Source organism: Streptomyces sp. NPDC059355 (assembly GCF_042752335.1).
Lineage (GTDB): Bacteria > Actinomycetota > Actinomycetes > Streptomycetales > Streptomycetaceae > Streptomyces.
In genome coordinates this window covers 66,104-87,981 of sequence record NZ_JBHYXN010000029.1, presented here as the reverse complement: position 1 = coordinate 87,981, position 21,878 = coordinate 66,104, and the positions used below count along the sequence as shown (strand labels likewise).

The window sequence follows — 21,878 nt, the reverse complement described above, 5'->3', positions numbered from 1 at the left end:
GGGACGGCCGTTACACCATCAGCGAGCGGTCCGTCGGCTTGACGGGGTACGGGAGGGCGCTCGTGCCCGTCAGGTAGCGGTCGACGCCTCGGGCCGCCGAGCGGCCCTCCGCGATCGCCCAGACGATCAGCGACTGGCCGCGGCCGGCGTCGCCGGCCACGAACACGCCGTCCACGTTGGTCGCGTAGGAGGCGTCGCGGTCGACGTTGCCGCGGGCGTCCAGCTCCAGACCGAACTGCTGGACCAGGCCGTTGGCCTGGTCGGTGCCGGTGAAGCCCATCGCCAGGGTGACCAGCTGGGCCGGGAGGACCCGCTCGGTGCCCGGCCTCTGCTCCAGCTTGCCGTCCTTGAACTCCACCTCGACCAGGTGCAGCGCCTGGACGTTGCCGTCCTCGTCGCCCTCGAAGTGGGTGGTGGAGACGGAGTAGATCCGCTCGCCGCCCTCCTCGTGCGCCGAGGTGACCTTGTAGAGCATCGGGAAGGTCGGCCACGGCTGGCCCGTGGGCCGGTCCTCCGACGGCTGCGGCATGATCTCCAGCTGCGTCACCGAGGCCGCGCCCTGGCGGTGGGCCGTGCCCACGCAGTCCGCGCCCGTGTCGCCGCCGCCGATGACGACCACGTGCTTGCCCTCGGCCGTGATGGGGGGCGCCACGAAGTCGCCCTCCTGGACCTTGTTCGCGAGGGGGAGGTACTCCATCGCGAAGTGGATCCCGCGCAGCTCGCGTCCCGGCACCGGCAGGTCGCGCGAGACCGTGGCGCCCGCCGCGATGACGACCGCGTCGAACCGCTTGCGCAGCTGTACGGCGTCCAGGTCGCGGCCGATCTCCACACCCGTACGGAACTTGGTGCCCTCCGCGCGCATCTGCTCGATGCGCCGGTTGATGTGCACCTTCTCCATCTTGAACTCGGGGATGCCGTACCGCAGCAGGCCGCCGATGCGGTCCGCGCGCTCGTACACCACCACGGTGTGCCCGGCCCGGGTCAGCTGCTGGGCCGCGGCCAGACCGGCCGGACCCGAACCGATGACGGCCGCCGTCTTGCCTGACAGCCGCTCCGGCGGCTGCGGGGTGACGTTGCCGTTGTCCCACGCCTTGTCGATGATCGAGACTTCGACGTTCTTGATGGTGACGGCCGGCTGGTTGATGCCGAGCACGCACGCCGACTCGCACGGGGCCGGGCACAGCCGCCCGGTGAATTCCGGGAAGTTGTTCGTGGCGTGCAGCCGCTCCGACGCCGCCGACCAGTCCTCGCGGTACGCGAAGTCGTTCCACTCCGGGATCAGGTTCCCGAGCGGGCACCCGTTGTGGCAGAACGGGATGCCGCAGTCCATGCAGCGGCCGGCCTGCTTGCTGATGATCGGGAGCAGCGAGCCCGGGACGTAGACCTCGTTCCAGTCCTTCAGCCGGTCGGCGACCGGACGGGAACAGGCGGTCTCGCGCGGGGTGGTGAGGAAGCCCTTCGGGTCAGCCATTGGTCGCCGCCTCCATCATCTTCTCCGTGGTCTCGGACTCCGAGAGTCCGGCCAGTTCAGCGGCGTCCTTGGCGGCGAGCACTGCCTTGTACGCGGTCGGGATGATCTTGCTGAAGCGGGCCGCCGCGGCGTCCCAGTCAGCCAGGAGCTTCGCGGCCACGGTCGAGCCGGTCTCCTCCTCGTGGCGGCGCACCACATCGTGCAGCCACTGCTTGTCGGTGTCGGACAGGGCGGTCTCGACCGCCCCGGTGTTGCCGACGTTGACGTTGTGCGGGTCGAGGTCGATGACGTACGCGACGCCGCCCGACATGCCCGCCGCGAAGTTGCGGCCCGTCTCGCCGAGGACGACGGCCGTACCGCCGGTCATGTACTCGCAGCCGTGGTCGCCCACGCCCTCCGAGACGACCAGGGCGCCGGAGTTGCGGACGCAGAAGCGCTCGCCGGTGCGGCCGCGCAGGAACATCTCGCCGCCGGTGGCGCCGTAGCCGATGGTGTTGCCGGCGATGGTCGAGTACTCGGCGAGGTGGTCGGCGCCGCGGTCCGGGCGGACCACGACCCGGCCGCCCGACAGGCCCTTGCCGACGTAGTCGTTGGCGTCGCCCTCCAGGCGCAGCGTCACACCGCTCGGCAGGAAGGCGCCGAAGGACTGGCCTGCGGAACCGGTGAAGGTCAGGTCGATGGTGTTCTCGGGCAGGCCCGCACCGCCGAACTTCTTGGTGACCTCGTGGCCGAGCATGGTGCCGACGGTCCGGTTGATGTTCCGTATGGCGACCTGCGCGCGGACCGGCTGGGCGGCCTCGGCGGTCTCGGCGTTCAGCGCGTCGGCCGCGAGCTTGATCAGCTCGTTGTCGAGGGCCTTCTCCAGGCCGTGGTCCTGCTCGATGAGGGCGTGGCGGACCGCGCCCTCGGGCAGCGCCGGCACGTGGAAGAGGGGCTCCAGGTCGAGGCCCTGCGCCTTCCAGTGCGTGACGGCCTTGCTGGTGTCGAGGAGCTCGGCGTGGCCGACGGCCTCCTCGATCGTACGGAAGCCCAGCTCGGCCAGGATCTCGCGGACCTCCTCGGCGATGAACTCGAAGAAGTTCACGACGAACTCGGGCTTGCCGGAGAAGCGGTCGCGCAGGACCGGGTTCTGGGTGGCGATGCCGACCGGGCAGGTGTCCAGGTGGCAGACGCGCATCATGACGCAGCCGGAGACGACGAGCGGCGCGGTCGCGAAACCGAACTCCTCGGCGCCGAGCAGCGCGGCGATGACCACGTCGCGGCCGGTCTTGAGCTGGCCGTCGGTCTGGACGACGATGCGGTCGCGCAGCCCGTTGAGCAGCAGGGTCTGCTGGGTCTCGGCGAGGCCGAGCTCCCAGGGGCCGCCCGCGTGCTTCAGCGAGGTGAGCGGCGAGGCGCCCGTACCGCCGTCGTGGCCGGAGATGAGGACGACGTCCGCGTGGGCCTTGGAGACACCCGCGGCGACGGTGCCGACACCGACCTCGGACACGAGCTTCACGTGGATGCGCGCGGCCGGGTTGGCGTTCTTGAGGTCGTGGATCAGCTGAGCCAGGTCCTCGATGGAGTAGATGTCGTGGTGCGGCGGCGGGGAGATCAGGCCGACGCCCGGGGTGGAGTGCCGGGTCTTGGCGACCCACGGGTAGACCTTGTGGCCGGGCAGCTGGCCGCCCTCGCCGGGCTTGGCGCCCTGCGCCATCTTGATCTGGATGTCGTCCGCGTTGACCAGGTACTCGCTCGTGACGCCGAAGCGGCCGGAGGCGACCTGCTTGATCGACGAGCGCCGCGCCGGGTCGTACAGGCGGTCCGGGTCCTCGCCGCCCTCACCGGTGTTGGACTTGCCGCCCAGCTGGTTCATGGCGATGGCGAGGGTCTCGTGCGCCTCGCGGGAGATGGATCCGTACGACATGGCGCCGGTGGAGAAGCGCTTGACGATGTCGGCGGCCGACTCGACCTCGTCGATGGAGATCGAGGGGCGGCCCCCCTCCTCGGCGCCCTTGAAGCCGAAGAGCCCGCGGAGCGTCATCAGGCGCTCGGACTGCTCGTTCACCCGGTCCGTGTACTTCTTGAAGATGTCGTACCGGCGGTTGCGGGTGGCGTGCTGGAGGCGGAAGACCGTCTCCGGGTCGAACAGGTGGGGCTCGCCCTCGCGGCGCCACTGGTACTCGCCGCCGATCTCCAGCGCGCGGTGCGTGGCCGCGATGCCGGAGGCCGGGTACGCCTTGGCGTGGCGCGCGGCCACCTCCTTGGCGATGACGTCCAGGCCGGCGCCGCCGATCTTGGTCGCGGTGCCCTGGAAGTACGCCCCGACGAACTCCTCGTTCAGGCCGACGGCCTCGAAGACCTGGGCGCCGCGGTAGGAGGCGACGGTGGAGATGCCCATCTTGGACATGACCTTCAGAACGCCCTTGCCGAGCGCGTAGATCAGGTTCCTGATGGCCTGCTCCGGCTCCAGGCCGGACAGGAACGTACCGGCGCGCAGCAGGTCCTCGACGGACTCCATGGCGAGGTACGGGTTCACGGCGGCGGCGCCGTAGCCGATGAGCAGCGCGACGTGGTGGACCTCGCGGACGTCGCCGGCCTCGACCAGCAGGCCCACCTGGGTGCGCTGCTTGGTGGCGATGAGGTGGTGGTGCACGGCGGAGGTGAGCAGCAGCGACGGGATCGGCGCGTGCTCGGCGTCCGAGTGGCGGTCCGAGAGGACGATCAGGTGGGAGCCGCCCGCGATGGCCGCGTCGACCTCGCCGCGGATCTCCTCCAGGCGGGCGGCCAGCGCCTCGCCGCCGCCGGAGACCCGGTAGAGGCCCGAGAGGGTGGCGGCCTTCATGCCCGGCATGTCGCCGTCGGCGTTGACGTGGATGAGCTTGGCCAGCTCGTCGTTGTCGATCACCGGGAAGGGCAGGGTGACGCTGCGACAGGACGCCGCGGTCGGGTCCAGCAGGTTGCCCTGCGGGCCCAGCGAGGACAGCAGCGAGGTGACGAGCTCCTCGCGGATGGCGTCCAGCGGCGGGTTGGTGACCTGCGCGAAGAGCTGCGTGAAGTAGTCGAAGAGCAGCCGGGGGCGCTCGGACAGGGCCGCGATCGGGGAATCCGTGCCCATGGAGCCGAGCGGCTCGCCCGCGGTACGGGCCATCGGCGCGAGGATGACGCGCAGCTCTTCCTCGGTGTAGCCGAAGGTCTGCTGGCGGCGGGTGACCGAGGCGTGGGTGTGGACGATGTGCTCGCGCTCGGGCAGGTCCGTCAGCTCGATCTCGCCGGACTCCAGCCAGTCCGCGTAGGGCGCGGCGGCGGCCAGACCGGCCTTGATCTCGTCGTCCTCGATGATCCGCTTCTGGGCGGTGTCGACGAGGAACATCTTGCCGGGCTGGAGGCGGCCCTTGCGGACGACCTTGGCCGGGTCGATGTCGAGGACGCCGACCTCGGAGGAGAGGACGACGAGGCCGTCATCAGTGACCCAGTAGCGGCCGGGGCGCAGACCGTTGCGGTCGAGGACCGCGCCGACCTGGGTGCCGTCGGTGAAGGTGACGCAGGCCGGGCCGTCCCAGGGCTCCATCAGCGTGGAGTGGTACTGGTAGAACGCGCGGCGGGCCGGGTCCATGGAGGTGTGGTTCTCCCACGCCTCCGGGATCATCATCAGCACGGCGTGGGGCAGCGAGCGGCCGCCGAGGTGCAGGAGCTCCAGGACCTCGTCGAAGGAGGCCGAGTCGGAGGCGTCCGGGGTGCAGATCGGGAAGATCCGCTCCAGTGCGCCGTCACCGAAGACGTCGGAGGCCAGCTGGGACTCGCGGGCCTTCATCCAGTTGCGGTTGCCCTTGACCGTGTTGATCTCGCCGTTGTGCGCGACGAAGCGGTACGGGTGGGCCAGCGGCCAGGACGGGAAGGTGTTGGTCGAGAACCGCGAGTGGACCAGGGCCAGCGTCGAGGCGAAGCGGCGGTCGGAGAGGTCCGGGAAGAAGGGCTCCAGCTGGCCGGTGGTCAGCATGCCCTTGTAGACGATGGTGCGCGCGGAGAGCGACGGGAAGTAGACCCCGGCCTCGCGCTCGGCGCGCTTGCGCAGCACGAACGCCTTGCGGTCGAGCACGATGTCCGTGCTCCGGCCGTCGGCGACGAAGATCTGGGAGAAGGCCGGCATGGTGGCGCGGGCGCCGTTGCCGAGCAGGTCCGGGGTGACCGGGACCTCGCGCCAGCCGAGGACCGTCAGGTTCTCCTCGGCGGCGATGGCCTCGATCCGCTCCACGGCGGCGGCCTGTGCGGTGCCGTCGGCGGGGAGGAAGGCGATGCCGACGGCGTAGGCGCCGGCCTCGGGGAGCTCGAATCCGGCCACCTCGCGCAGGAACGCGTCGGGGACCTGGGAGAGGATTCCGGCGCCGTCGCCCGAGTCGGGCTCGGATCCGGTGGCGCCTCGGTGCTCGAGGTTCCGCAATACGGTCAGCGCCTGCTCGACCAGCGTGTGGCTGGCCTCGCCGCTGAGGTTGGCCACAAAGCCGACGCCACAGGCGTCGCGCTCGTTGCGCGGGTCGTACATGCCCTGGGGGGCGGGGCGACCGTCCATGGGCGACCAGGCGGTGGTGCTGAGGCCGGTCGCGGAGTGCGTGGATGCGGAACGCATCGGCTCTCCCGTCGTCGTAGCGGCATATGTGTCATAGCCGAGGGACGACGTTGGCCCTCTGCGAAATTTCGTGCAGGTTACATGATGACTGCAATTCCGAGAAGCGGATATGTCGTTTCACCATGCGGACACTGCGCGAAGCAGAATGTGGAGACTTCCGCAGCGGGGCGGGCATCGTTGCCCGGCGCGCGGCGCCCTCGTCTGATGCCCGGCGGACACGGGATCGAAACCGCCGAGTAACGGACTACTTATGCTACGGGCTGCATAGTGTCTCACTGCTTGCGCGGTCAGCCTACGGCTCCGCCGATCCAGGTTCCCAGGACGTACGTCACACCCGCCGCCGCGCCGCCCAGCAGCAGCTGCCGCAGACCGCTGTACCACCAGCTCCGCGCGGTGACCCGGGAGACGACCGCGCCGCAGGCGAAGAGCCCCGCCAGGGCGAGCAGCACCGCCGGCCACAGGGACGTGGCGCCGAGCAGGTACGGCAGCACGGGCAGCAGCGCGCCCAGCGCGAAGGAGCCGAAGGACGAGACCGCGGCGACCATCGGCGACGGCAGGTCGTCCGGGTCGATCCCGAGCTCCTCGCGGGCGTGGATCTCCAGCGCCTGCTCGGGGTCGCGGGACAGCTGCATGGCGACCTCGCGGGCGAGCGACGGCTCGACCCCGCGCGAGACGTACAGCTCGGCCAGCTCCTCCATCTCGTCGACGGGGTGCTTTCGCAACTGCGCACGTTCTATGTCGAGTTCGGCGAGGACCAGCTCGCGCTGCGAGGCGACGGAGGTGTACTCGCCGGCCGCCATCGAGAAGGCTCCGGCCGCGAGGCCCGCCAGCCCGGTGATCACGATGGTCTGCGTCGCGACGGCGCCGCCGGCCACACCGGTCATCAGCGCGAGGTTGGAGACGAGCCCGTCCATCGCCCCGAACACGGCCGGCCGCAGCCATCCGCCGTTGACGTCACGGTGGGTGTGGTTGTCGCGGTGCGCGGTGTGCAGCGGTGCTTCGATGTCGATGAGGGACATGATGGATTCCTCCCCTTTTGTACGAGCGGGTACGCGGAACCACGCCCTGCGCGACACGCAGGGACCCACTCCCCCGGAACACCTCGAAACTACGCACGATTTCTGCCGCCCGCCAGCAAGGAAGGCCGTACTTACCTGGGGTTTCGCGGGTCGGCGACCGGGTGACGGGGGCGCGGGCGGGGTGTTTCGCGACAAGCGACAAACCACATGCCATGGCACAAATCCCCCAAGGGCTCATGATGAGCCCCATCCACAGTGGGAGAGGCGCGCCATGGAGCCGATGAAGCTGATTGCATGCAATCCGCAGGTCCTCCTCGAACGGGCCAGGGGCGCTCTTCTGGGCCTCGCGACGGGTGACGCGCTCGGCGCCCCCGCCGAGAACATGAAGCCCTCGGAGATCCGGGCGAAATGGGGCCGCATCGAGGGCTTCGTCTCGGACGACCCGGCGGGCACCGACGACACCGAGTACGCGATCTTCTCGGGGCTGCTGCTGGCCCGCCACGGGTCCGCGCTGACCGTCTCCCACGTCGAGCGGGCCTGGCACCACTGGATCGCCGACCTCGACGAGGGACCGTTCCGCGGGGCGGGCTTCAGCGAACGCGGCACGCTGGAGAACCTCCGCCGGGGCCTCGCCGCCCCCATCTCCGCCCAGCACCGGCACGCCTGGTCGGACGGACTGGCGATGCGGGCGGCCCCCTTCGGGGTCTTCGCGGCCGGCCGCCCGGCGGAAGCGGCGCGGCTCGTCGCCATCGACGGCTCGGTCAGCCACGACGGCGAGGGCATCTACGGCGGCCAGGCCGTCGCGGCCGGCGTCGCGGCGGCCATGGCGGGCGGCTCGCCCGCCTCCGTCATCTCGGCGGCCCTGTCCGTCATCCCGTCCGACTCCTGGACGGCCCGCTCCCTGCGCCGGGCGGTGACGGCGGCCCCCCGCGGCGAACGGGCCGTGCGCTCCGCCGTGGTGATCGGCGGCTACCCCTGGACCGACCTGGCCCCGGAGGCCGTCGGCCTGGCCTTCGGCGCCTTCGCCGCCTGCGGCGGGGACTTCACCTCCTCGGTCCTGACGGCGGTGAACATGGGCCGGGACGCGGACACCACGGCGGCGGTGGCCGGCGCCCTCTCCGGCGCGCTGTCGGGCGTCGCCGCGATCCCGGAACAGTGGGCCAAGGCCATCGGCCCGGTCCGCGGCAGCTGCCTCCCCTCCATGCGCGGCTACCACGTCCTGGACATCGCGGACCTCCTCACCCCGGAATCCGAGACCCCCCGATGACGCCCCCCGCCGTCCCCCCGAACCCGCCGGCGGTCGACGCCGCGCCGGGCGCGCAGGTGCGTACCGCCCCCGTGGAGGCCGCACAGGCTCTCGTCCCCCGGATCCTCGTGGCCGCCGCGGAGCCTCCCCGGCCCCCCGCAGGGATCCGGCGGATCGAAGGAGTGCTGCTCGGGCTCGCCGCGGGCGACGCCGCCGGATGGCCCGCGGCCCGGCACCGCGCCAGCCGCATGCCCGAGTGGACCCGCCGCCTCACCCGCGAGCTCGACACCTTCGCCGAGCACAACCAGACCACCACCCTCCCCGTCCCGATCGCCCTCAACCAGCCCCCGGAGCCCCTGCGTCTCGGCCCCTCCGACGACGCCGAATGGGCCGCCTTCGCCGCCGAATCCGTGCTCACCGCGGCCGGCGTGCTGCTCAGCGACCTCAGCCGGTCCCGCCGCATGCGGGCCGCCATCGACCTCGCCTGGAACGCGCTGGCCAGCGAGATCGCCGCGGCGGCGGAGCGCGCCCCCGAGGTGGAGTCCGCGGTCCTGCCCCTGCGCGCCCGGATCTCCGTCCGGGCCGGCCTCGGCAACCTCGCCGCCGGCCTGCGCCCGCCCGCCACCGGCCACGACAACCCGCACTACTTCGACGACGCCGCCTGCGTGCGCGCCTGCGTGCTCGCCGTCGTCCACCCCGGCGACCCGGCCGCAGCCGCGGACCTCGCCGAGTTCGACGCCCGCTACACCCAGGACGGCGACGGGGTCCACGGCGCCCGCGCCATGGCCGCCGCCATCGCGGCCGCCCTCGCCGGCGCCGACACCGACACCGCCGTCGACGCCGCCCTCGGCCAGCTCCCCGAGGCCACCGAGATCGGCCGCAACGCCCGCCACGCCGTCGAACTCGCCCGCGTCCACACCGAGGGCGGGGCCTTCGCCATCGTCCCCACCCTCGAACACGAGATCGTGGACCACGTCTACAGCTACGGCATCGCCGCCGCCGAAACCGTCCCCGTCGCCCTCGCCCTCACCACCGCCGCCCGCGGCCGGGCCGCCGAGGCCGTGCCGGCCGCCGCCTGCCTGTCCCGCGTCGCGGACTCCGCCCCCGCCCTCGCCGGCGCGCTCACCGGCGCCCTCGGCGGCGGCGACTCGATCCCGGCCGCCTGGCGCGAGGCCTGCCGCACCCTCTCCGGCTGCGCCCTCCCCCGCCTCGCCGGCACCGACCTCGTCGAACTCGCCGCGCTGCTCGCCCGTACGGAACTCACCTCACCCAAGGGATGATTCGGACATGACGCTCACTCTCGAAGACCGGGCGGCTGGCTGCCTCGTCGGGGCCGCCGTCGGCGACGCGCTCGGCGGCCCGGTGGAGGGCTGGTCCCCGGACCAGATCGCGGAACGGCACGGCGGCCGCGTGCACGGCATCGTCGGCCCGTGGCACGAGGACTGGCGTACGGCCCGCCCCATCGCGCCGTACCACAAGGGCGACGGCCACGTCACCGACGACACCCTCATGACGCACGCGCTCGTACGGGTCTACGAGGCCGTACGCGACCACCTGGACGCGTACGCGGTCGCCGAGCACCTGGTCCCGGACCTGATGACGAACCCGCGCTGGATCCCCGAACTGGAGGCGCAGGCCCTGCCCTTGCAGCGGATCTTCCTCGCGGAGAAGTGGATCGTGAGCCGCCTGCACTACGGCCACGTCGACCCGCGCGAGGCCGGCAGCGGCAACATCGTCAACTGCGGGGCGGCGATGTACATGGCGCCGGTCGGCATCGTCAACGCGGGGAATCCGGCGGGGGCGTACGCGGAGGCCCTGGACATCGCAGGGGCGCACCAGTCCTCGTACGGGCGGGAGGCGGCGGGCGTCTTCGCGGCGGCGGTGGCGGCGGCCTGCGTGCCGGGGGCGACGGCTTCGTCGGTGGTGGACACGGCCCTCGCGCTGGCCAAGGACGGCACGCGGGACACGATCGCGGCGGTGTGCGAAGCGGCCGCGCACCACCGGGACTTCGAGTCGGCCCTGGCCCCGCTCCGCGCGGCGGTGGCCCCGTACGACTCGGTCGGCCCGGACTACCGCGCCCCTTCCCTCGGCGCCCGCCGCCCCTCCCGCCTCCACGCGATCGAGGAACTGCCGATCGCGCTCGGCATGCTGGTCGTCGCCGGCGGGGTGTACGAGGGCTCGGTGCTCGGGGCCGTCAACTACGGCCGGGACTGCGACTCCATCGCCACGATGGCGGGGGCGATCGCCGGAGCCCTGGCGGGCGTCGGTGCGGTCCCGCCGGCCTGGGCCAAGGAGGTCGCCGAGGCCAGCCGCCTCGACCTGCACGCCCCGGCGACGGCACTGGCGGCGGTGGCCCGCGAGGTCTTCACGCGGGACCGGGCCCGCCGCCGGGCCCACGAATCGGCCTTCGCCGCGATCGCCGCCTCCCGATGAGCCCGGCCCCGCCGACGAGCCGCGCCCCGGTGAGCCCCGCTCCGGTGAGCCCCGCCCCGGCCGTCCGGCTCACCTGGGTCCAGCCGGAGGACCTGGTCGGACACGAGCTGCGGCAGGCCGCCGAGGACGGGCGGGACGCCGAGCCGCTGCTCCGCGCCTGGCTCGCGGCGGGCGGGCCCCCGGCCCCCGGCCGGGCCGGCGCCTCCGCCGTCCCGGCCCCGCCTGAGCTGCGGGCCCTGGCCACCCGCCTCCTGTCCGAACTCGCCGAGCTGCCCTCCCCGCTGGCCGCCGACGAGCCGACCGCCTGGCCGGCCGTCACCGCCACCTGGCCCGTGCCGGGGGCGGCCCGCTCCGGCTCCGCCCCCGGTGCGCCGGAGCTGACGGTCCGGCTGGAGCGGGCCTGGGTGGGGCGGGCCGTGGGGTGCCTGCTCGGCAAGCCCGTCGAGAAGCTGCCGCTGCACGCGATCCGGGCGCTGGGCCGGGCCGCCGGGAACTGGCCCCTGTCGGACTGGTTCACCGAACGCGGCGTACCCGCGGAGCTCCTGGCCGCCCACCCCTGGAACCGGCGTTCCGCCGCCACCTCCCTCGCTGAGAACATCGACGGCATGCCCGAGGACGACGATCTGAACCACCCCCTCCTGGGGCTCCGGCTGCTCCGGCGCCACGGCAAGCGCTTCACCACCGCCGACCTCGGCCGGCTCTGGCTCGACGAGCTGCCCGCAGGCCGCACCTTCACCGCCGAGCGCCTCGCCTACCGCAACCTCCTCCAAGGGCTGGAGCCCCCGGCCACCGCCACCCACCACAACCCCTTCCGCGAGTGGATCGGCGCCCTCATCCGGGCCGACGTCCACGGCTGGACCAACCCCGGCGACCCGGCCGCCGCCGCGGCCCAGGCGTACCGGGACGCCGCCCTGACCCACACCGGAAACGGCCTCTACGCGGCCCTCTTCGCCGCCGCCGCCCTCGCCGAGGCCGCCGGGGGCCGGGCCGACGTCCACACCGCGCTGCGGGCCGGGCTGGCCGTCGTACCGCCCCGCTCGCGCCTCGCCGAGGCCGTCCGCCACGCCGTCGACACGGCCGGGCGGCACACCGACTTCGACCGCGTCGTCGACGACCTCCACGAGCGGTACGGCCACTACCACTGGGTCCACGCCGTCCCCAACACCGCCCTCGTCGCCGCCGCCCTCACCCACGCCGACGGGGACTTCACCCGCTCCGTCTGCCGTGCCGTGTCCGGCGGCTGGGACACCGACTCCAACGGCGCCACCGCCGGCTCCCTCGCCGCGCTCGTCGACCCTGACGGCGTCCCGCAGCGCTGGTCCGCCCCCCTCAAGAACCGCCTCGCCACCACCGTCCCCGGCTTCGACGGCATCGGCTTCGACACCCTCGCCCAGCTCACCGCACAGGAGGCAGCCCGCCCATGACGGCCATCGCCGTGCTCGGCAGTACCAACATGGACCTCGTCGCCTACGTCCCCAAGGCCCCCCGCCTCGGGGAGACCGTCACCGGCCGCGAGTTCCGCACCGTCCCCGGCGGCAAGGGCGCCAACCAGGCCGTCGCCGCCGCCCGCAGCGGCGGGGAGGTGGTGATGATCGGCGCGGTCGGCGCCGACGGGTTCGGCGTACGGCTGCGCTCCGCGCTCACCGCGGCCGGGGTCGAGACGGCGGCCCTGCGCACCGTCGAGGGCGCCAGCGGCACCGCCCACATCACCGTGGACGACGAGGGCGGCAACAGCATCATCGTCATCCCCGGCGCCAACGCCCGCGTCACCGGTCTGGAGACGGGCGACGACTCCCGCATCGGCGCCGCCGACTCGCTGCTGCTCCAGCTCGAACTCCCGCTGTCCGCCGTCCTCGCCGGGGCGCTCGCCGCCCGCGCCCACGGCGTCCGTACGGTCCTCACCCCGGCCCCCGCCCAGCCGCTGCCCGGGGAACTCCTCGCCGTCACCGACCTGCTGGTCCCCAACGAGCACGAGGCCGCCGCCCTGACCGGGCTCACCGACCCGTACCAGGCCGCCGAGGCCCTGCTCCACCAGGTCCCGGAGGTCGTCATCACCCTCGGCCCGGCCGGGTCCCTGTACGCGGCCCGCGGACGGGAGCCGCTGACCGTGCCCGCGCCCCGGGTCCGGGCCGTGGACACCACCGCCGCCGGGGACACCTTCGTCGGGACACTCGCGGTGGCCCTCGGGGAGGGCCGCGCCATGCCGGAGGCGCTGCGCTGGGCCTCGGCCGCAGCCGCGCTCTCCGTCCAGCGCGCGGGGGCCCAGGACTCGATGCCGGCCCGCGCCGAGACGGACGCCTTCGCCGCGGCCGGCGCCCTCCCCGGAGCCCGCGCGTGAACCCCGGCCAGGGGCCGCTGCAGGGCGTGCGCGTGCTGGACCTCGCCACCCTCTTCGCCGGGCCCCTCGCCGCCACCCTGCTCGGCGACTTCGGCGCCGACGTGGTCAAGGTCGAGCACCCGGTGCGCCCGGACCCCTCGCGCGGCCACGGACCCGCCAAGGACGGCATCGGCCTGTGGTGGAAGCTCCTCGGCCGGAACAAGCGGACGATGACCCTCGACCTCTCCACCCCCGGCGGGCGCGACACCCTGCTGAGGCTGGCCGCCACCGCCGACGTGGTCATCGAGAACTTCCGCCCGGGCACCCTGGAGAAGTGGGGCCTGGGCTGGCCCGAGCTGTCCGCCGCCAACCCGCGGCTGGTCCTGGCCCGCGTCACGGCCTTCGGCCAGCAGGGCCCGTACGCCCACCGCCCCGGCTTCGGCACCCTGGCGGAGGCGATGAGCGGCTTCGCCTCGATCACCGGGGAGCCCGACGGGCCGCCCACCCTGCCGCCCTTCGGCCTCGCCGACTCCATCGCCGCGCTGACCACCGCGTACGCCGTGATGACCGCGCTCGCCGGGCTGACGCGCACCGGCCACGGGCAGGTGGTGGACCTGGCCATCATCGAGCCGATCCTCACCGTGCTGGGCCCGCACCCGCTCTGGTACGACCAGCTCGGCTACGTCCAGCCGCGCACCGGCAACCGCTCCGCCAACAACGCCCCGCGCAACACCTACCGCAGCGCCGACGGCCGCTGGCTGGCCGTCTCCACCTCCGCCCAGTCCATCGCGGAACGCGTCATGCGGCTCGTCGGCCGGCCCGAGCTGATCACCGAGCCCTGGTTCGCGACCGGCTCCGGCCGGGCCGCCCACGCACCCCTGCTCGACGAGGCGGTCGGCGGCTGGATCGGCCGGCACAAGGCCGACGACGTGGTCGCCGCGTTCGAGGAGGCCGAGGCCGCCGTGGCCCTCGTCTACGACGTACGGGACGTCATGGCCGATCCGCAGTTCGCGGCCCTGGACACCGTCACCGAGGTGGAGGACCCCGAACTCGGCCCGCTCCGGATGCAGAACGTCCTGTTCCGGCTGTCCGAGACCCCCGGTGGGATCCGCTGGGCGGGCCGCCCGCACGGCGCGGACACCGACGCCGTGCTCACCGAACTCGGCCTGTCCGACGCCGAGATCAGCGCACTGCGGATGGAGGGGGCCCTGTGATCCTGACCTGGCTCTACGTACCCGGCGACCGCCCCGAGGTGGTCGCCAAGGCGCTGCGCTCCGGGGCCGACGCCGTCATCCTCGACCTGGAGGACGCGGTGTCGGCCTCCCGCAAGGAGTACGCCCGCGCCGCCACCGCGGAACGGCTGGCCGAGCGGCCTCCAGTCCCGGTGTTCGTACGGGTCAACGCCCTGGACTCCCCCTGGGCCGGCGCCGACCTCACCGCCCTGACCGGGCTGCGCGGCCTGTCGGGGCTGCGGCTGCCGAAGATCACGGCCCCGGAGCAGATCGCCGCCGTCGCCGACCGCACCGGCGGGGTGGCCCTCCACGCCATGCTGGAGTCGGCGCTGGCCGTGGAGCGCGCGTACGAGATCGCCCGCGCGCACCCCGCCCTGCGCGGGCTCTCGCTCGGCGAGGCCGACCTCGGGGCCGATCTGGGCATCAGCGCGGAGGCGGGGCTGGACTGGCCCCGCTCGCGGGTGGTGGTCGCGGCCCGGGCGGCGGGGCTGGCCCCGCCCGCGCAGTCGGTGTTCCCCGACATCCGGGACCTGGAGGCGCTGGCCGTCTCCTGCGAGCGCGGCCGGGCCCTGGGGTTCCTGGGCCGGGCGGCGATCCACCCGCGCCAGCTGCCGGTGATCGAGCGGGCCTACCTGCCCGGGCCCGCCGAGGTCACCGCCGCCGAGGAGATCGTCGCGGCCGCCCGCCGCACCCCGGGGGCGGTGGCCCTGCCTGACGGCCGCTTCGTCGACCCGGCGGTGCTGGCGGGCGCGGAACGGGTCGTCGCCCTCGCCCGGCGGGAGTCCCCCGTCCTGTCCTGACCCCGGACGCGGAACGGGAGGGGCGCCGCGCGGTGTGCGCGGCGCCCCTCCCGTGTGGCCCGGAGGATCAGGTCAGAGCTTCTTCGCGGTCTTCGGAGCCTCGGCGTCCGCCGTCACGGTGTCCTCGGTCCCGCCGTCGGAAGCGGCATCGCCCGTGGCCGCGACATCGGCATCGGCCGTGGCCTCGGCATCGGCCGTGGCCTCGGCCGTGGCGTCCGTCTTCGGCCCGGATTCCCCGTCCTCGGAGTCCTTCGCCCCGGCGGCGGCGTCCTTCGCCCCGTCGTCCGCCGCGTCCTTGGTCGCGGGGTCCGATGCCGCGGGCCCGCGGTCCGGCTCGACGACCTCCTCGCGGCCCGGGCGCAGCTTCGCCGACAGCACGAGGTAGACCACGGCCAGGATGAAGACCACGATCGAGGTCCACACGTTCAGCCGGACGCCGAGGATGTGGTGCGCCTCGTCGACGCGCATGTACTCGATCCAGCCGCGGCCCACGCAGTACGCGGCGACGTACAGGGCGAACGCCCGGCCGTGGCCGAGCTTGAAGCGGCGGTCGGCCCAGATCACGAGCGCGGCGACGCCGAGGCACCACAGCGACTCGTACAGGAAGGTCGGGTGGTAGGTGCCGGCGATCCGGTTCGGGCCGTCGCTGATCTCGACGGCCCAGGGCAGGTCGGTGGCCCGCCCGTACAGCTCCTGGTTGAACCAGTTGCCCCAGCGGCCGCAGGCCTGGGCCAGCGCGATGCCGGGGGCCAGGGCGTCGGCCCAGGCCGGCAGCGGGATGCCGCGCAGGCGGCAGCCGATCCAGGCGCCCACCGCGCCCAGCGCGATCGCGCCCCAGATGCCGAGGCCGCCCTCCCAGATCTTGAAGGCGTCGACCCAGTTGCGGCCCTCGCCGAAGTACAGCTGGTAGTCGGTGATCACGTGGTAGAGGCGACCGCCGACCAGGCCGAACGGCACCGCCCACACGGCGATGTCCGCGACGGTTCCCGGCTTTCCGCCGCGCGCGATCCACCGCTTGTTGCCGAGCCAGACGGCGACGAAGACGCCGATGATGATGCAGAACGCGTAGCCGCGCAGCGGGATCGGTCCGAGATGGATCACGCCGGTCGACGGGCTGGGGATATAGGCAAGGTTCATGGCAGAGCCGACGCTACCCTGCCGGGCGGTACGCACCGCAACCCGCCCGGCAACCTGGCGCCAAATCGAGACGGGCAGATCAGTCCTCGCCGGCCCCCTTCGCGGCGCCGGCCGAGCCGGCCCGCGAGCCCGTCCCGCCGGAGGAGGACTTCGCCACGGCGGAGGACGAGGCGGACGGCGACGCGGAGCCCCCGCTCTTCGCCCCCCTCGCGGAGGCGCTCGGCGAGGCGGAGTGCGAAGCCGAGGGCGATGCGGACGAGGACGGCGAAGCCGAGGCGTTCCCGCCCCCGCTGCCCTTCGCGGCGGCCTCCACCTGCTCCTTGAGCTTCTGCGGGGTCACCGGGTTGGCCTGGTCGGCGAAGATGTCCTTGCCGTTCAGCAGCACGCTCGGGGTGCCCCGGAACTTCCCGGCGCGGAAGGCCTCGTAGGACTTGTTGACCCAGCTGTTGTGCGTCCCGTCCTCGACGCACTTGCGGAATTCGGGGGTGACCAGCCCGTCCACCTTGCCCGCCAGCTCCAGCAGCTTCGCGTTGTTCCCGTACGCGTCGTCCGTCTCCTGAGGCTGGTTCTCGAACAGGACGTCGTGGTACGCGGGGAACTTCCCGGCGTCCTGCGCGCAGGCGGCCGCGTTGGCGCCCTTCAGCGAGCCGCTGCCGCCCATGTTCCCGTCGATCAGGGTGACCAGGTGGTAGTCGACCTTGAGCAGGCCCTTGGCCTCCAGCTCGTGGATCGTGTCCCGGTAGTTGGTCTCGAAGGACTTGCACGCCGGGCAGCGGAAGTCCTCCCACACCGTCAGCGTGGACTTGGCCTCGGGCTTGCCGGCCTGGATGGCGAGCGCGTCCTTGCCGGTGGCCCCGGAGGGGGCGGTCACCGGGCCCGCGGCCTCCGACTTGTCGCCCTTGTTGGTGTTGGCCGCGATCAGGCCGACGACGGCCGCCAGGCCGAGGACGCCGACCACGGCCGACGCCACGACGAGGGTCCGCCGCCGCTTCTCCCTCTTCTTCTCGCGCTCGCGCTCCACCTGGAGCCGCTCGCGGGCCGATCGTTTCGCTTCGCGGTTCGCACCGTCGTTCTTCTCGCTCACGTTCGGCCAAACGAAGCGGGGAGACACTCGCGTGCCTCCCCGCTCCCACTTCCACCCGATCGGGCTACAGAACCCGCTCACGGGTTCGCGGCGCCGATCGAACGCCCGCTTCCGCCGGCGAGCTCGTCAGCCCCTGCGGACGCCTTCCGCGAGCTCGCCCGCCAGGGCCCGTACGGCCGTGAGCCCGGCCGGCAGGTCCGGCGCGTCCAGCAGCAGCTTCACGAAGGCCGAGCCGACGATCACCCCGTCGGCGAACCCCGCGACCTCCTTGGCCTGCACCGCGTTCGAGACGCCGAGGCCCACGCAGACCGGAAGCTCGGTGGTGTTACGCGTACGGCGGACCAGCTCCTGGGCCTCGTTGCCGACCGACTCGCGGGTGCCGGTGACACCCATCAGCGAGGCGGCGTAGACGAATCCGGAACCGGCGGCGGTGATGGTCGCCAGGCGCTCGTCCTTGCTGCTCGGAGCGACGACGAAGACGGTCGCCAGACCGTGCTTGTCGGCGTGCTCACGCCACAGCGCGGACTCCTGGACCGGCAGGTCGGGCAGGATGCAGCCCGCGCCGCCCGCCGCGGCCAGCTCGGCGGCGAACCGCTCGACGCCATAGCGGTCGATCGGGTTCCAGTACGTCATCACCAGCACCGGCGCCCCGGTCGCCGCGTGCGCCTCGCGCACGGTGCGCAGCACGTCGGCGATCTTGACTCCGCCGCGCAGGGCGATGTCGTCGGCGGTCTGGATGATCGCGCCGTCCAGGACCGGGTCGCTGTGCGGGAGGCCGACCTCGACCACGTCCGCTCCGCCCGCGATGACGGCCTTGACGGCCTCGATCCCGCCGTCGACGGTCGGGAACCCGGCCGGGAGGTAGGCGACGAGGGCCGCACGGTCCTCGGACCTGGCCTTCGCGAGGGTGTCGCTCAGCAGCTGGATGTTCCCGGTGCTCACTTGGTCTCCCCCTCGCCGTCGTACAGCCCGAAGTAGCGGGCCGCCGTGTCCATGTCCTTGTCGCCGCGGCCGGACAGGTTGACCACGATCAGCCCGTCCTTGCCGAGCTCCTTGCCCAGGTCGAGGGCGCCCGCGAGCGCGTGCGCCGACTCGATCGCCGGGATGATGCCCTCCGTGCGGGAGAGCAGGCGCAGGGCCTGCATGGCGGCGTCGTCGGTGACCGCGCGGTACTCGCCGCGGCCGCTGTCCTTGAGGTAGGAGTGCTCGGGGCCGATGCCCGGGTAGTCCAGGCCGGCCGAGATCGAGTACGGCTCGGTGATCTGGCCCTCTTCGTCCTGGAGGACGTAACTGCGGGAGCCGTGCAGGATCCCCGGTTCGCCCGCGGTCAGCGTGGCCGCGTGCTCGCCCGTCTCGACGCCGTGCCCGGCGGGCTCGAAGCCGACCAGGCGGACCCCGGTGTCCGGGATGAAGGCGTGGAAGAGGCCGATGGCGTTGGAACCGCCGCCGACGCAGGCGGCGACGGCGTCGGGCAGCCGGCCGGCGCGCTCCAGGATCTGGCGGCGGGCCTCGACGCCGATGACCCGGTGGAAGTCGCGGACCATGGCCGGGAAGGGGTGCGGGCCGGCGACCGTACCGAAGAGGTAGTGGGTGCGGTCCACATTGGCGACCCAGTCGCGGAACGCCTCGTTGATGGCGTCCTTGAGGGTCCGGGAGCCGGACTTCACGGCGATGACCTCGGCGCCCAGCATCCGCATGCGGGCCACGTTCAGGGCCTGGCGCTGGGTGTCGATCTCGCCCATGTAGACGGTGCACTCGAGGCCGAAGAGGGCGCAGGCGGTGGCGGTGGCCACGCCGTGCTGGCCGGCTCCGGTCTCGGCGATGACGCGGGTCTTGCCCATGCGCTTGGTGAGCAGCGCCTGGCCCAGCACGTTGTTGATCTTGTGCGAGCCGGTGTGGTTGAGGTCCTCGCGCTTGAGGAAGATCCGGGCGCCGCCGGCGTGCTCGGCGAACCGGGACACCTCGGTGAGGGCGCTGGGCCGACCGGTGTAGTTGACCATGAGGTCGTTGAGCTCGGCCGCGAAGGCCGGGTCGCCCTTGGCCTTCTCGTACTCGACGGCGACCTCGTCCACGGCGGCGACGAGCGCCTCCGGGATGAACTTGCCGCCGAAGTCGCCGAAGTAGCCCTCGGCGTTGGGGACGTGACCCTCCGGGTCCGGAATGAAGAACGAGCTGCTGGACATGGCCAGTACTCCTACGGGTGCGATGGGATGGGTGCACCGTATTGCGCCGCGGGCCCGCCGCACGCGCACCCCGCTGCGGGGGTGGGATGCGTACGGGCGCAGCGGCCCGTGCCCGGGGCCGGCGGCCCGGGGCGACGGACCGTAAGCGAGCACCGCGCAGGGCGGTACGCCGGCACCGTGAGATGGAACGGTGGCGTCAGGCGTACCGGACCAGGGCGGTCCTCGTTACAGCGCGCCTGCGGTGCGCCATCGCATGCCGTTGACCTGACCGGGCTCGGAGCCGATCACGTACCGGACCCGCCGCCCGTGCACGCGCCGGGCCGGGGCGCGGCAGCCGCGGGGGCGGCAGCCGCGCGCCAGGGGCGCGTACGCCGTCGGCACGCCGGCCGGGCCGCGGCGAGCTGCCTGCGGCACGTGCGGCGTGCGGACGGAGGGGCGGTCGGGAGCCATGGGACGGTCAGCTCCGTCCGTGGCGCAGGGCGGGGTGGGCGCCGGCGGCGACGAGGTCGGCCACGGCCGCCTTCGGGTCGCGTCCGGTGACCAGGGACTCCCCGACGAGGACGGCGTCGGCGCCCTCGTTGGCGTAGGCGATCAGGTCGTGCGGCCCGCGGATGCCGGACTCGGCAACCTTGACGATGTGGGCCGGGATCTCGCCGACGACGCGCTCGAAGGTGGAGCGGTCGACCTTGAGGTCCTTGAGGTTGCGGGCGTTGACGCCGATGATCTTGGCGCCGGCCGCAACCGCGCGCTCGACCTCGTCCTCGTCGTGGACCTCGACGAGCGGGGTGAGTCCGATGGACTCGGCCCGCTCGATCAGGGAGACGAGGGCCTCCTGCTCCAGGGCCGCGACGATCAGCAGCACGAGGTCGGCGCCGTAGGCGCGGGCCTCCCACAGCTGGTACGCCGTGACGATGAAGTCCTTGCGCAGGATCGGGATGTCCACGCGTGCGCGGACGGCCTCCAGGTCGGCCAGCGAGCCACCGAAACGGCGCTGCTCGGTGAGGACGGAGATGACCGCCGCACCGCCCGCCTCGTAGTCGGCGGCCAGCCCGGCCGGATCGGCGATGGCGGCCAGCGCGCCCTTGGAGGGACTGGAGCGCTTGACCTCGCAGATCACCTTGACGCTGTCGCCGCGCAGGGCAGCGACGCCGTCCTTGGCCTGGGGCGCCTTGGCGGCACGCTCCTTGAGCTCGTCGAGGCTCACGCGGGCCTGCCGTTCGGCAAGGTCTTCGCGGACCCCTTCGATGATCTCGTCGAGCACACTCACGCGAGCGGCCCCCTTCCGGGTCGATGACGGTCGGCCGCCTTGCAGACACGTACAACTGCAAGGTCAGCAATCAAATGATATCCGCAGGAGGCCTTGCCCTCCGCACGCGGTTGACGGCGTCCCATGGAATGGACATTCGGAATCGGGGATTCATAAGGAAATCTCCCGGTCCTCACGGGGCCAGTGCGGCCCCGAAGGGCAGGTTTCGGACCACCACGAAGACCAGTGCCAGCACCCCGATGGCCCACCAGTGCGGCCGCCGCAGGGCAAAACGCGGGGTCGGACCGCCGCGACCGGCGCGAACCAGCCACAGGATCATGAACCCTGCGAAGACGAAGTAGCCGACGACGGCCAGGGCATTTGCCCCCAAAGCGGCGATCAGGTCGCCGTGGGCGAACGCGTGCGCACTGCGCAGACCGCCGCATCCGGGGCAGAGGATTCCGGTCAGCCGGAATAGCGGGCAGACCGGATAGTGGCCGGGTTCATTGGGATCCACGGTGCCCACGTACGCAAACGCCAGACCCGCCGCGGCCAGCGTCAGCCCCGGCGAGGCCAGTCGCCGCAGGCGGCTCTGCGGCGGCGCGGGCGGCGCAGGCGGCACGGGGGCGGGCGGCGCGGCGTAGGGGCTGTGAGGGGCGTCCACGCGCTGATTCTCTCCGCTCATGACAAAAGGCGCAGCCCAACGGGGCCGCGCCTTTCGAAACCGTTCACCGGCACTCGGCCGGTCAGACCTTGACGGTGGCCTTGTTCGCGGCGATGACCACGGCCAGGTCCTCGTGGGCGGGCTTCGGCATGCCCATGCCCGCGGCCTTCATCGCCAGACCGACCACACCGCCGAGCGCGACCACGACGAGACCGGCCCAGAACCCGAGCGGGTTGGCGAGCACCATGAAGGCGCCGGAGATGCAGAAACCGATGAAGGCGATGATGACACCGGTCCAGGCGGCCGGGGTGTGTCCGTGGCTAGTGCCCGCCATGAGTTGCTCCTCGTTTGCTCTGTCGCAGGGTGTTCAGAAGACGCAGGGTGTTCGGAAAACACGGCTTGTGTCGAATGCTCGGTGCTCATTGTCCCGCACCGGACGG

General features: G+C 73.0%; 17 protein-coding genes and 1 pseudogene. 7 read left to right on the top strand and 11 right to left on the bottom strand.

Going from position 1 to position 21,878, the window contains the following annotated elements:
- Positions 1-10 precede the first annotated feature (10 nt).
- The 3 genes from ACFXGI_RS25650 to ACFXGI_RS25640 all read right to left on the bottom strand — a co-directional run bounded on the left by ACFXGI_RS25650 (position 11) and on the right by ACFXGI_RS25640 (position 7,096).
- Complete coding sequence (locus tag ACFXGI_RS25650) at positions 11-1,471, bottom strand: glutamate synthase subunit beta (RefSeq protein WP_384710976.1); 1,461 nt, start codon at positions 1,469-1,471, stop codon at positions 11-13.
- The gene (gltB, locus tag ACFXGI_RS25645) at positions 1,464-6,020 is read right to left on the bottom strand and encodes a glutamate synthase large subunit (RefSeq protein ID WP_384711011.1); all 4,557 of its coding nucleotides are present in this window, start codon (positions 6,018-6,020) and stop codon (positions 1,464-1,466) included. The genes ACFXGI_RS25650 and gltB overlap by 8 nt, the downstream gene beginning before the upstream one ends.
- Positions 6,021-6,364: 344 nt before the next feature.
- Positions 6,365-7,096 carry a VIT1/CCC1 transporter family protein gene (locus ACFXGI_RS25640; protein WP_384710973.1) on the bottom strand — a complete coding sequence of 244 codons (732 nt, stop codon included), beginning with the start codon at positions 7,094-7,096 and terminating at the stop codon, positions 6,365-6,367.
- Between the two features lie 280 nt (positions 7,097-7,376).
- Here ACFXGI_RS25640 and ACFXGI_RS25635 point away from each other — a divergent pair, with 280 nt between their 5' ends.
- The 7 genes from ACFXGI_RS25635 to ACFXGI_RS25605 are packed head-to-tail and all read left to right on the top strand — an operon-like array spanning position 7,377 to position 15,124.
- Positions 7,377-8,363 (top strand): ADP-ribosylglycohydrolase family protein, encoded by a 987-nt coding sequence (locus tag ACFXGI_RS25635; protein WP_308284643.1) that lies wholly within the window; start codon positions 7,377-7,379, stop codon positions 8,361-8,363.
- Positions 8,360-9,622: an ADP-ribosylglycohydrolase family protein gene (locus ACFXGI_RS25630; RefSeq protein WP_384710970.1), complete on the top strand. Its 1,263-nt coding sequence runs from the start codon at positions 8,360-8,362 to the stop codon at positions 9,620-9,622. The genes ACFXGI_RS25635 and ACFXGI_RS25630 overlap by 4 nt, the downstream gene beginning before the upstream one ends.
- Positions 9,623-9,629: 7 nt before the next feature.
- On the top strand, positions 9,630-10,775 hold the full coding sequence (locus ACFXGI_RS25625; protein ID WP_384710967.1) for an ADP-ribosylglycohydrolase family protein: 1,146 nt from the start codon (positions 9,630-9,632) through the stop codon (positions 10,773-10,775).
- On the top strand, positions 10,772-12,199 hold the full coding sequence (locus tag ACFXGI_RS25620; RefSeq protein WP_384710964.1) for an ADP-ribosylglycohydrolase family protein: 1,428 nt from the start codon (positions 10,772-10,774) through the stop codon (positions 12,197-12,199). The genes ACFXGI_RS25625 and ACFXGI_RS25620 overlap by 4 nt, the downstream gene beginning before the upstream one ends.
- Entirely contained in the window at positions 12,196-13,113 is a 918-nt protein-coding gene (gene rbsK, locus ACFXGI_RS25615; RefSeq protein ID WP_384710961.1) for a ribokinase, read from the top strand. The genes ACFXGI_RS25620 and rbsK overlap by 4 nt, the downstream gene beginning before the upstream one ends.
- Positions 13,110-14,306, top strand: coding sequence for a CaiB/BaiF CoA transferase family protein (locus ACFXGI_RS25610; protein WP_384710958.1), 1,197 nt, complete (start codon positions 13,110-13,112; stop codon positions 14,304-14,306). Before rbsK ends, ACFXGI_RS25610 begins: the two co-directional genes overlap by 4 nt.
- Complete coding sequence (locus ACFXGI_RS25605) at positions 14,303-15,124, top strand: HpcH/HpaI aldolase/citrate lyase family protein (protein WP_384710955.1); 822 nt, start codon at positions 14,303-14,305, stop codon at positions 15,122-15,124. The genes ACFXGI_RS25610 and ACFXGI_RS25605 overlap by 4 nt, the downstream gene beginning before the upstream one ends.
- 72 nt (positions 15,125-15,196) lie before the next feature.
- On the opposite strand, the gene lgt is transcribed toward ACFXGI_RS25605, so the two are convergent.
- The 8 genes and pseudogenes from lgt to ACFXGI_RS25565 all read right to left on the bottom strand — a co-directional run bounded on the left by lgt (position 15,197) and on the right by ACFXGI_RS25565 (position 21,772).
- Entirely contained in the window at positions 15,197-16,261 is a 1,065-nt protein-coding gene (gene lgt, locus ACFXGI_RS25600) for a prolipoprotein diacylglyceryl transferase (protein ID WP_384710952.1), read from the bottom strand.
- A gap of 292 nt (positions 16,262-16,553) precedes the next feature.
- Positions 16,554-17,345, bottom strand: a pseudogene (locus tag ACFXGI_RS25595) (thioredoxin domain-containing protein); the annotation flags it as partial.
- Positions 17,346-17,471: 126 nt separating this feature from the next.
- On the bottom strand, positions 17,472-18,287 hold the full coding sequence (gene trpA / locus ACFXGI_RS25590; RefSeq protein ID WP_384710949.1) for a tryptophan synthase subunit alpha: 816 nt from the start codon (positions 18,285-18,287) through the stop codon (positions 17,472-17,474).
- Positions 18,284-19,528 (bottom strand): tryptophan synthase subunit beta, encoded by a 1,245-nt coding sequence (trpB, locus tag ACFXGI_RS25585; protein ID WP_384710946.1) that lies wholly within the window; start codon positions 19,526-19,528, stop codon positions 18,284-18,286. Before trpB ends, trpA begins: the two co-directional genes overlap by 4 nt.
- 225 nt (positions 19,529-19,753) lie before the next feature.
- Positions 19,754-19,978 (bottom strand): tryptophan biosynthesis modulator TrpM, encoded by a 225-nt coding sequence (gene trpM, locus ACFXGI_RS25580; RefSeq protein ID WP_384710943.1) that lies wholly within the window; start codon positions 19,976-19,978, stop codon positions 19,754-19,756.
- Between the two features lie 7 nt (positions 19,979-19,985).
- On the bottom strand, positions 19,986-20,795 hold the full coding sequence (gene trpC / locus ACFXGI_RS25575) for an indole-3-glycerol phosphate synthase TrpC (protein WP_030871559.1): 810 nt from the start codon (positions 20,793-20,795) through the stop codon (positions 19,986-19,988).
- Between the two features lie 172 nt (positions 20,796-20,967).
- Entirely contained in the window at positions 20,968-21,459 is a 492-nt protein-coding gene (locus ACFXGI_RS25570) for a DUF2752 domain-containing protein (RefSeq protein ID WP_384710940.1), read from the bottom strand.
- A gap of 61 nt (positions 21,460-21,520) precedes the next feature.
- Positions 21,521-21,772: an HGxxPAAW family protein gene (locus ACFXGI_RS25565; RefSeq protein WP_384710937.1), complete on the bottom strand. Its 252-nt coding sequence runs from the start codon at positions 21,770-21,772 to the stop codon at positions 21,521-21,523.
- Positions 21,773-21,878: the final 106 nt, after the last annotated feature.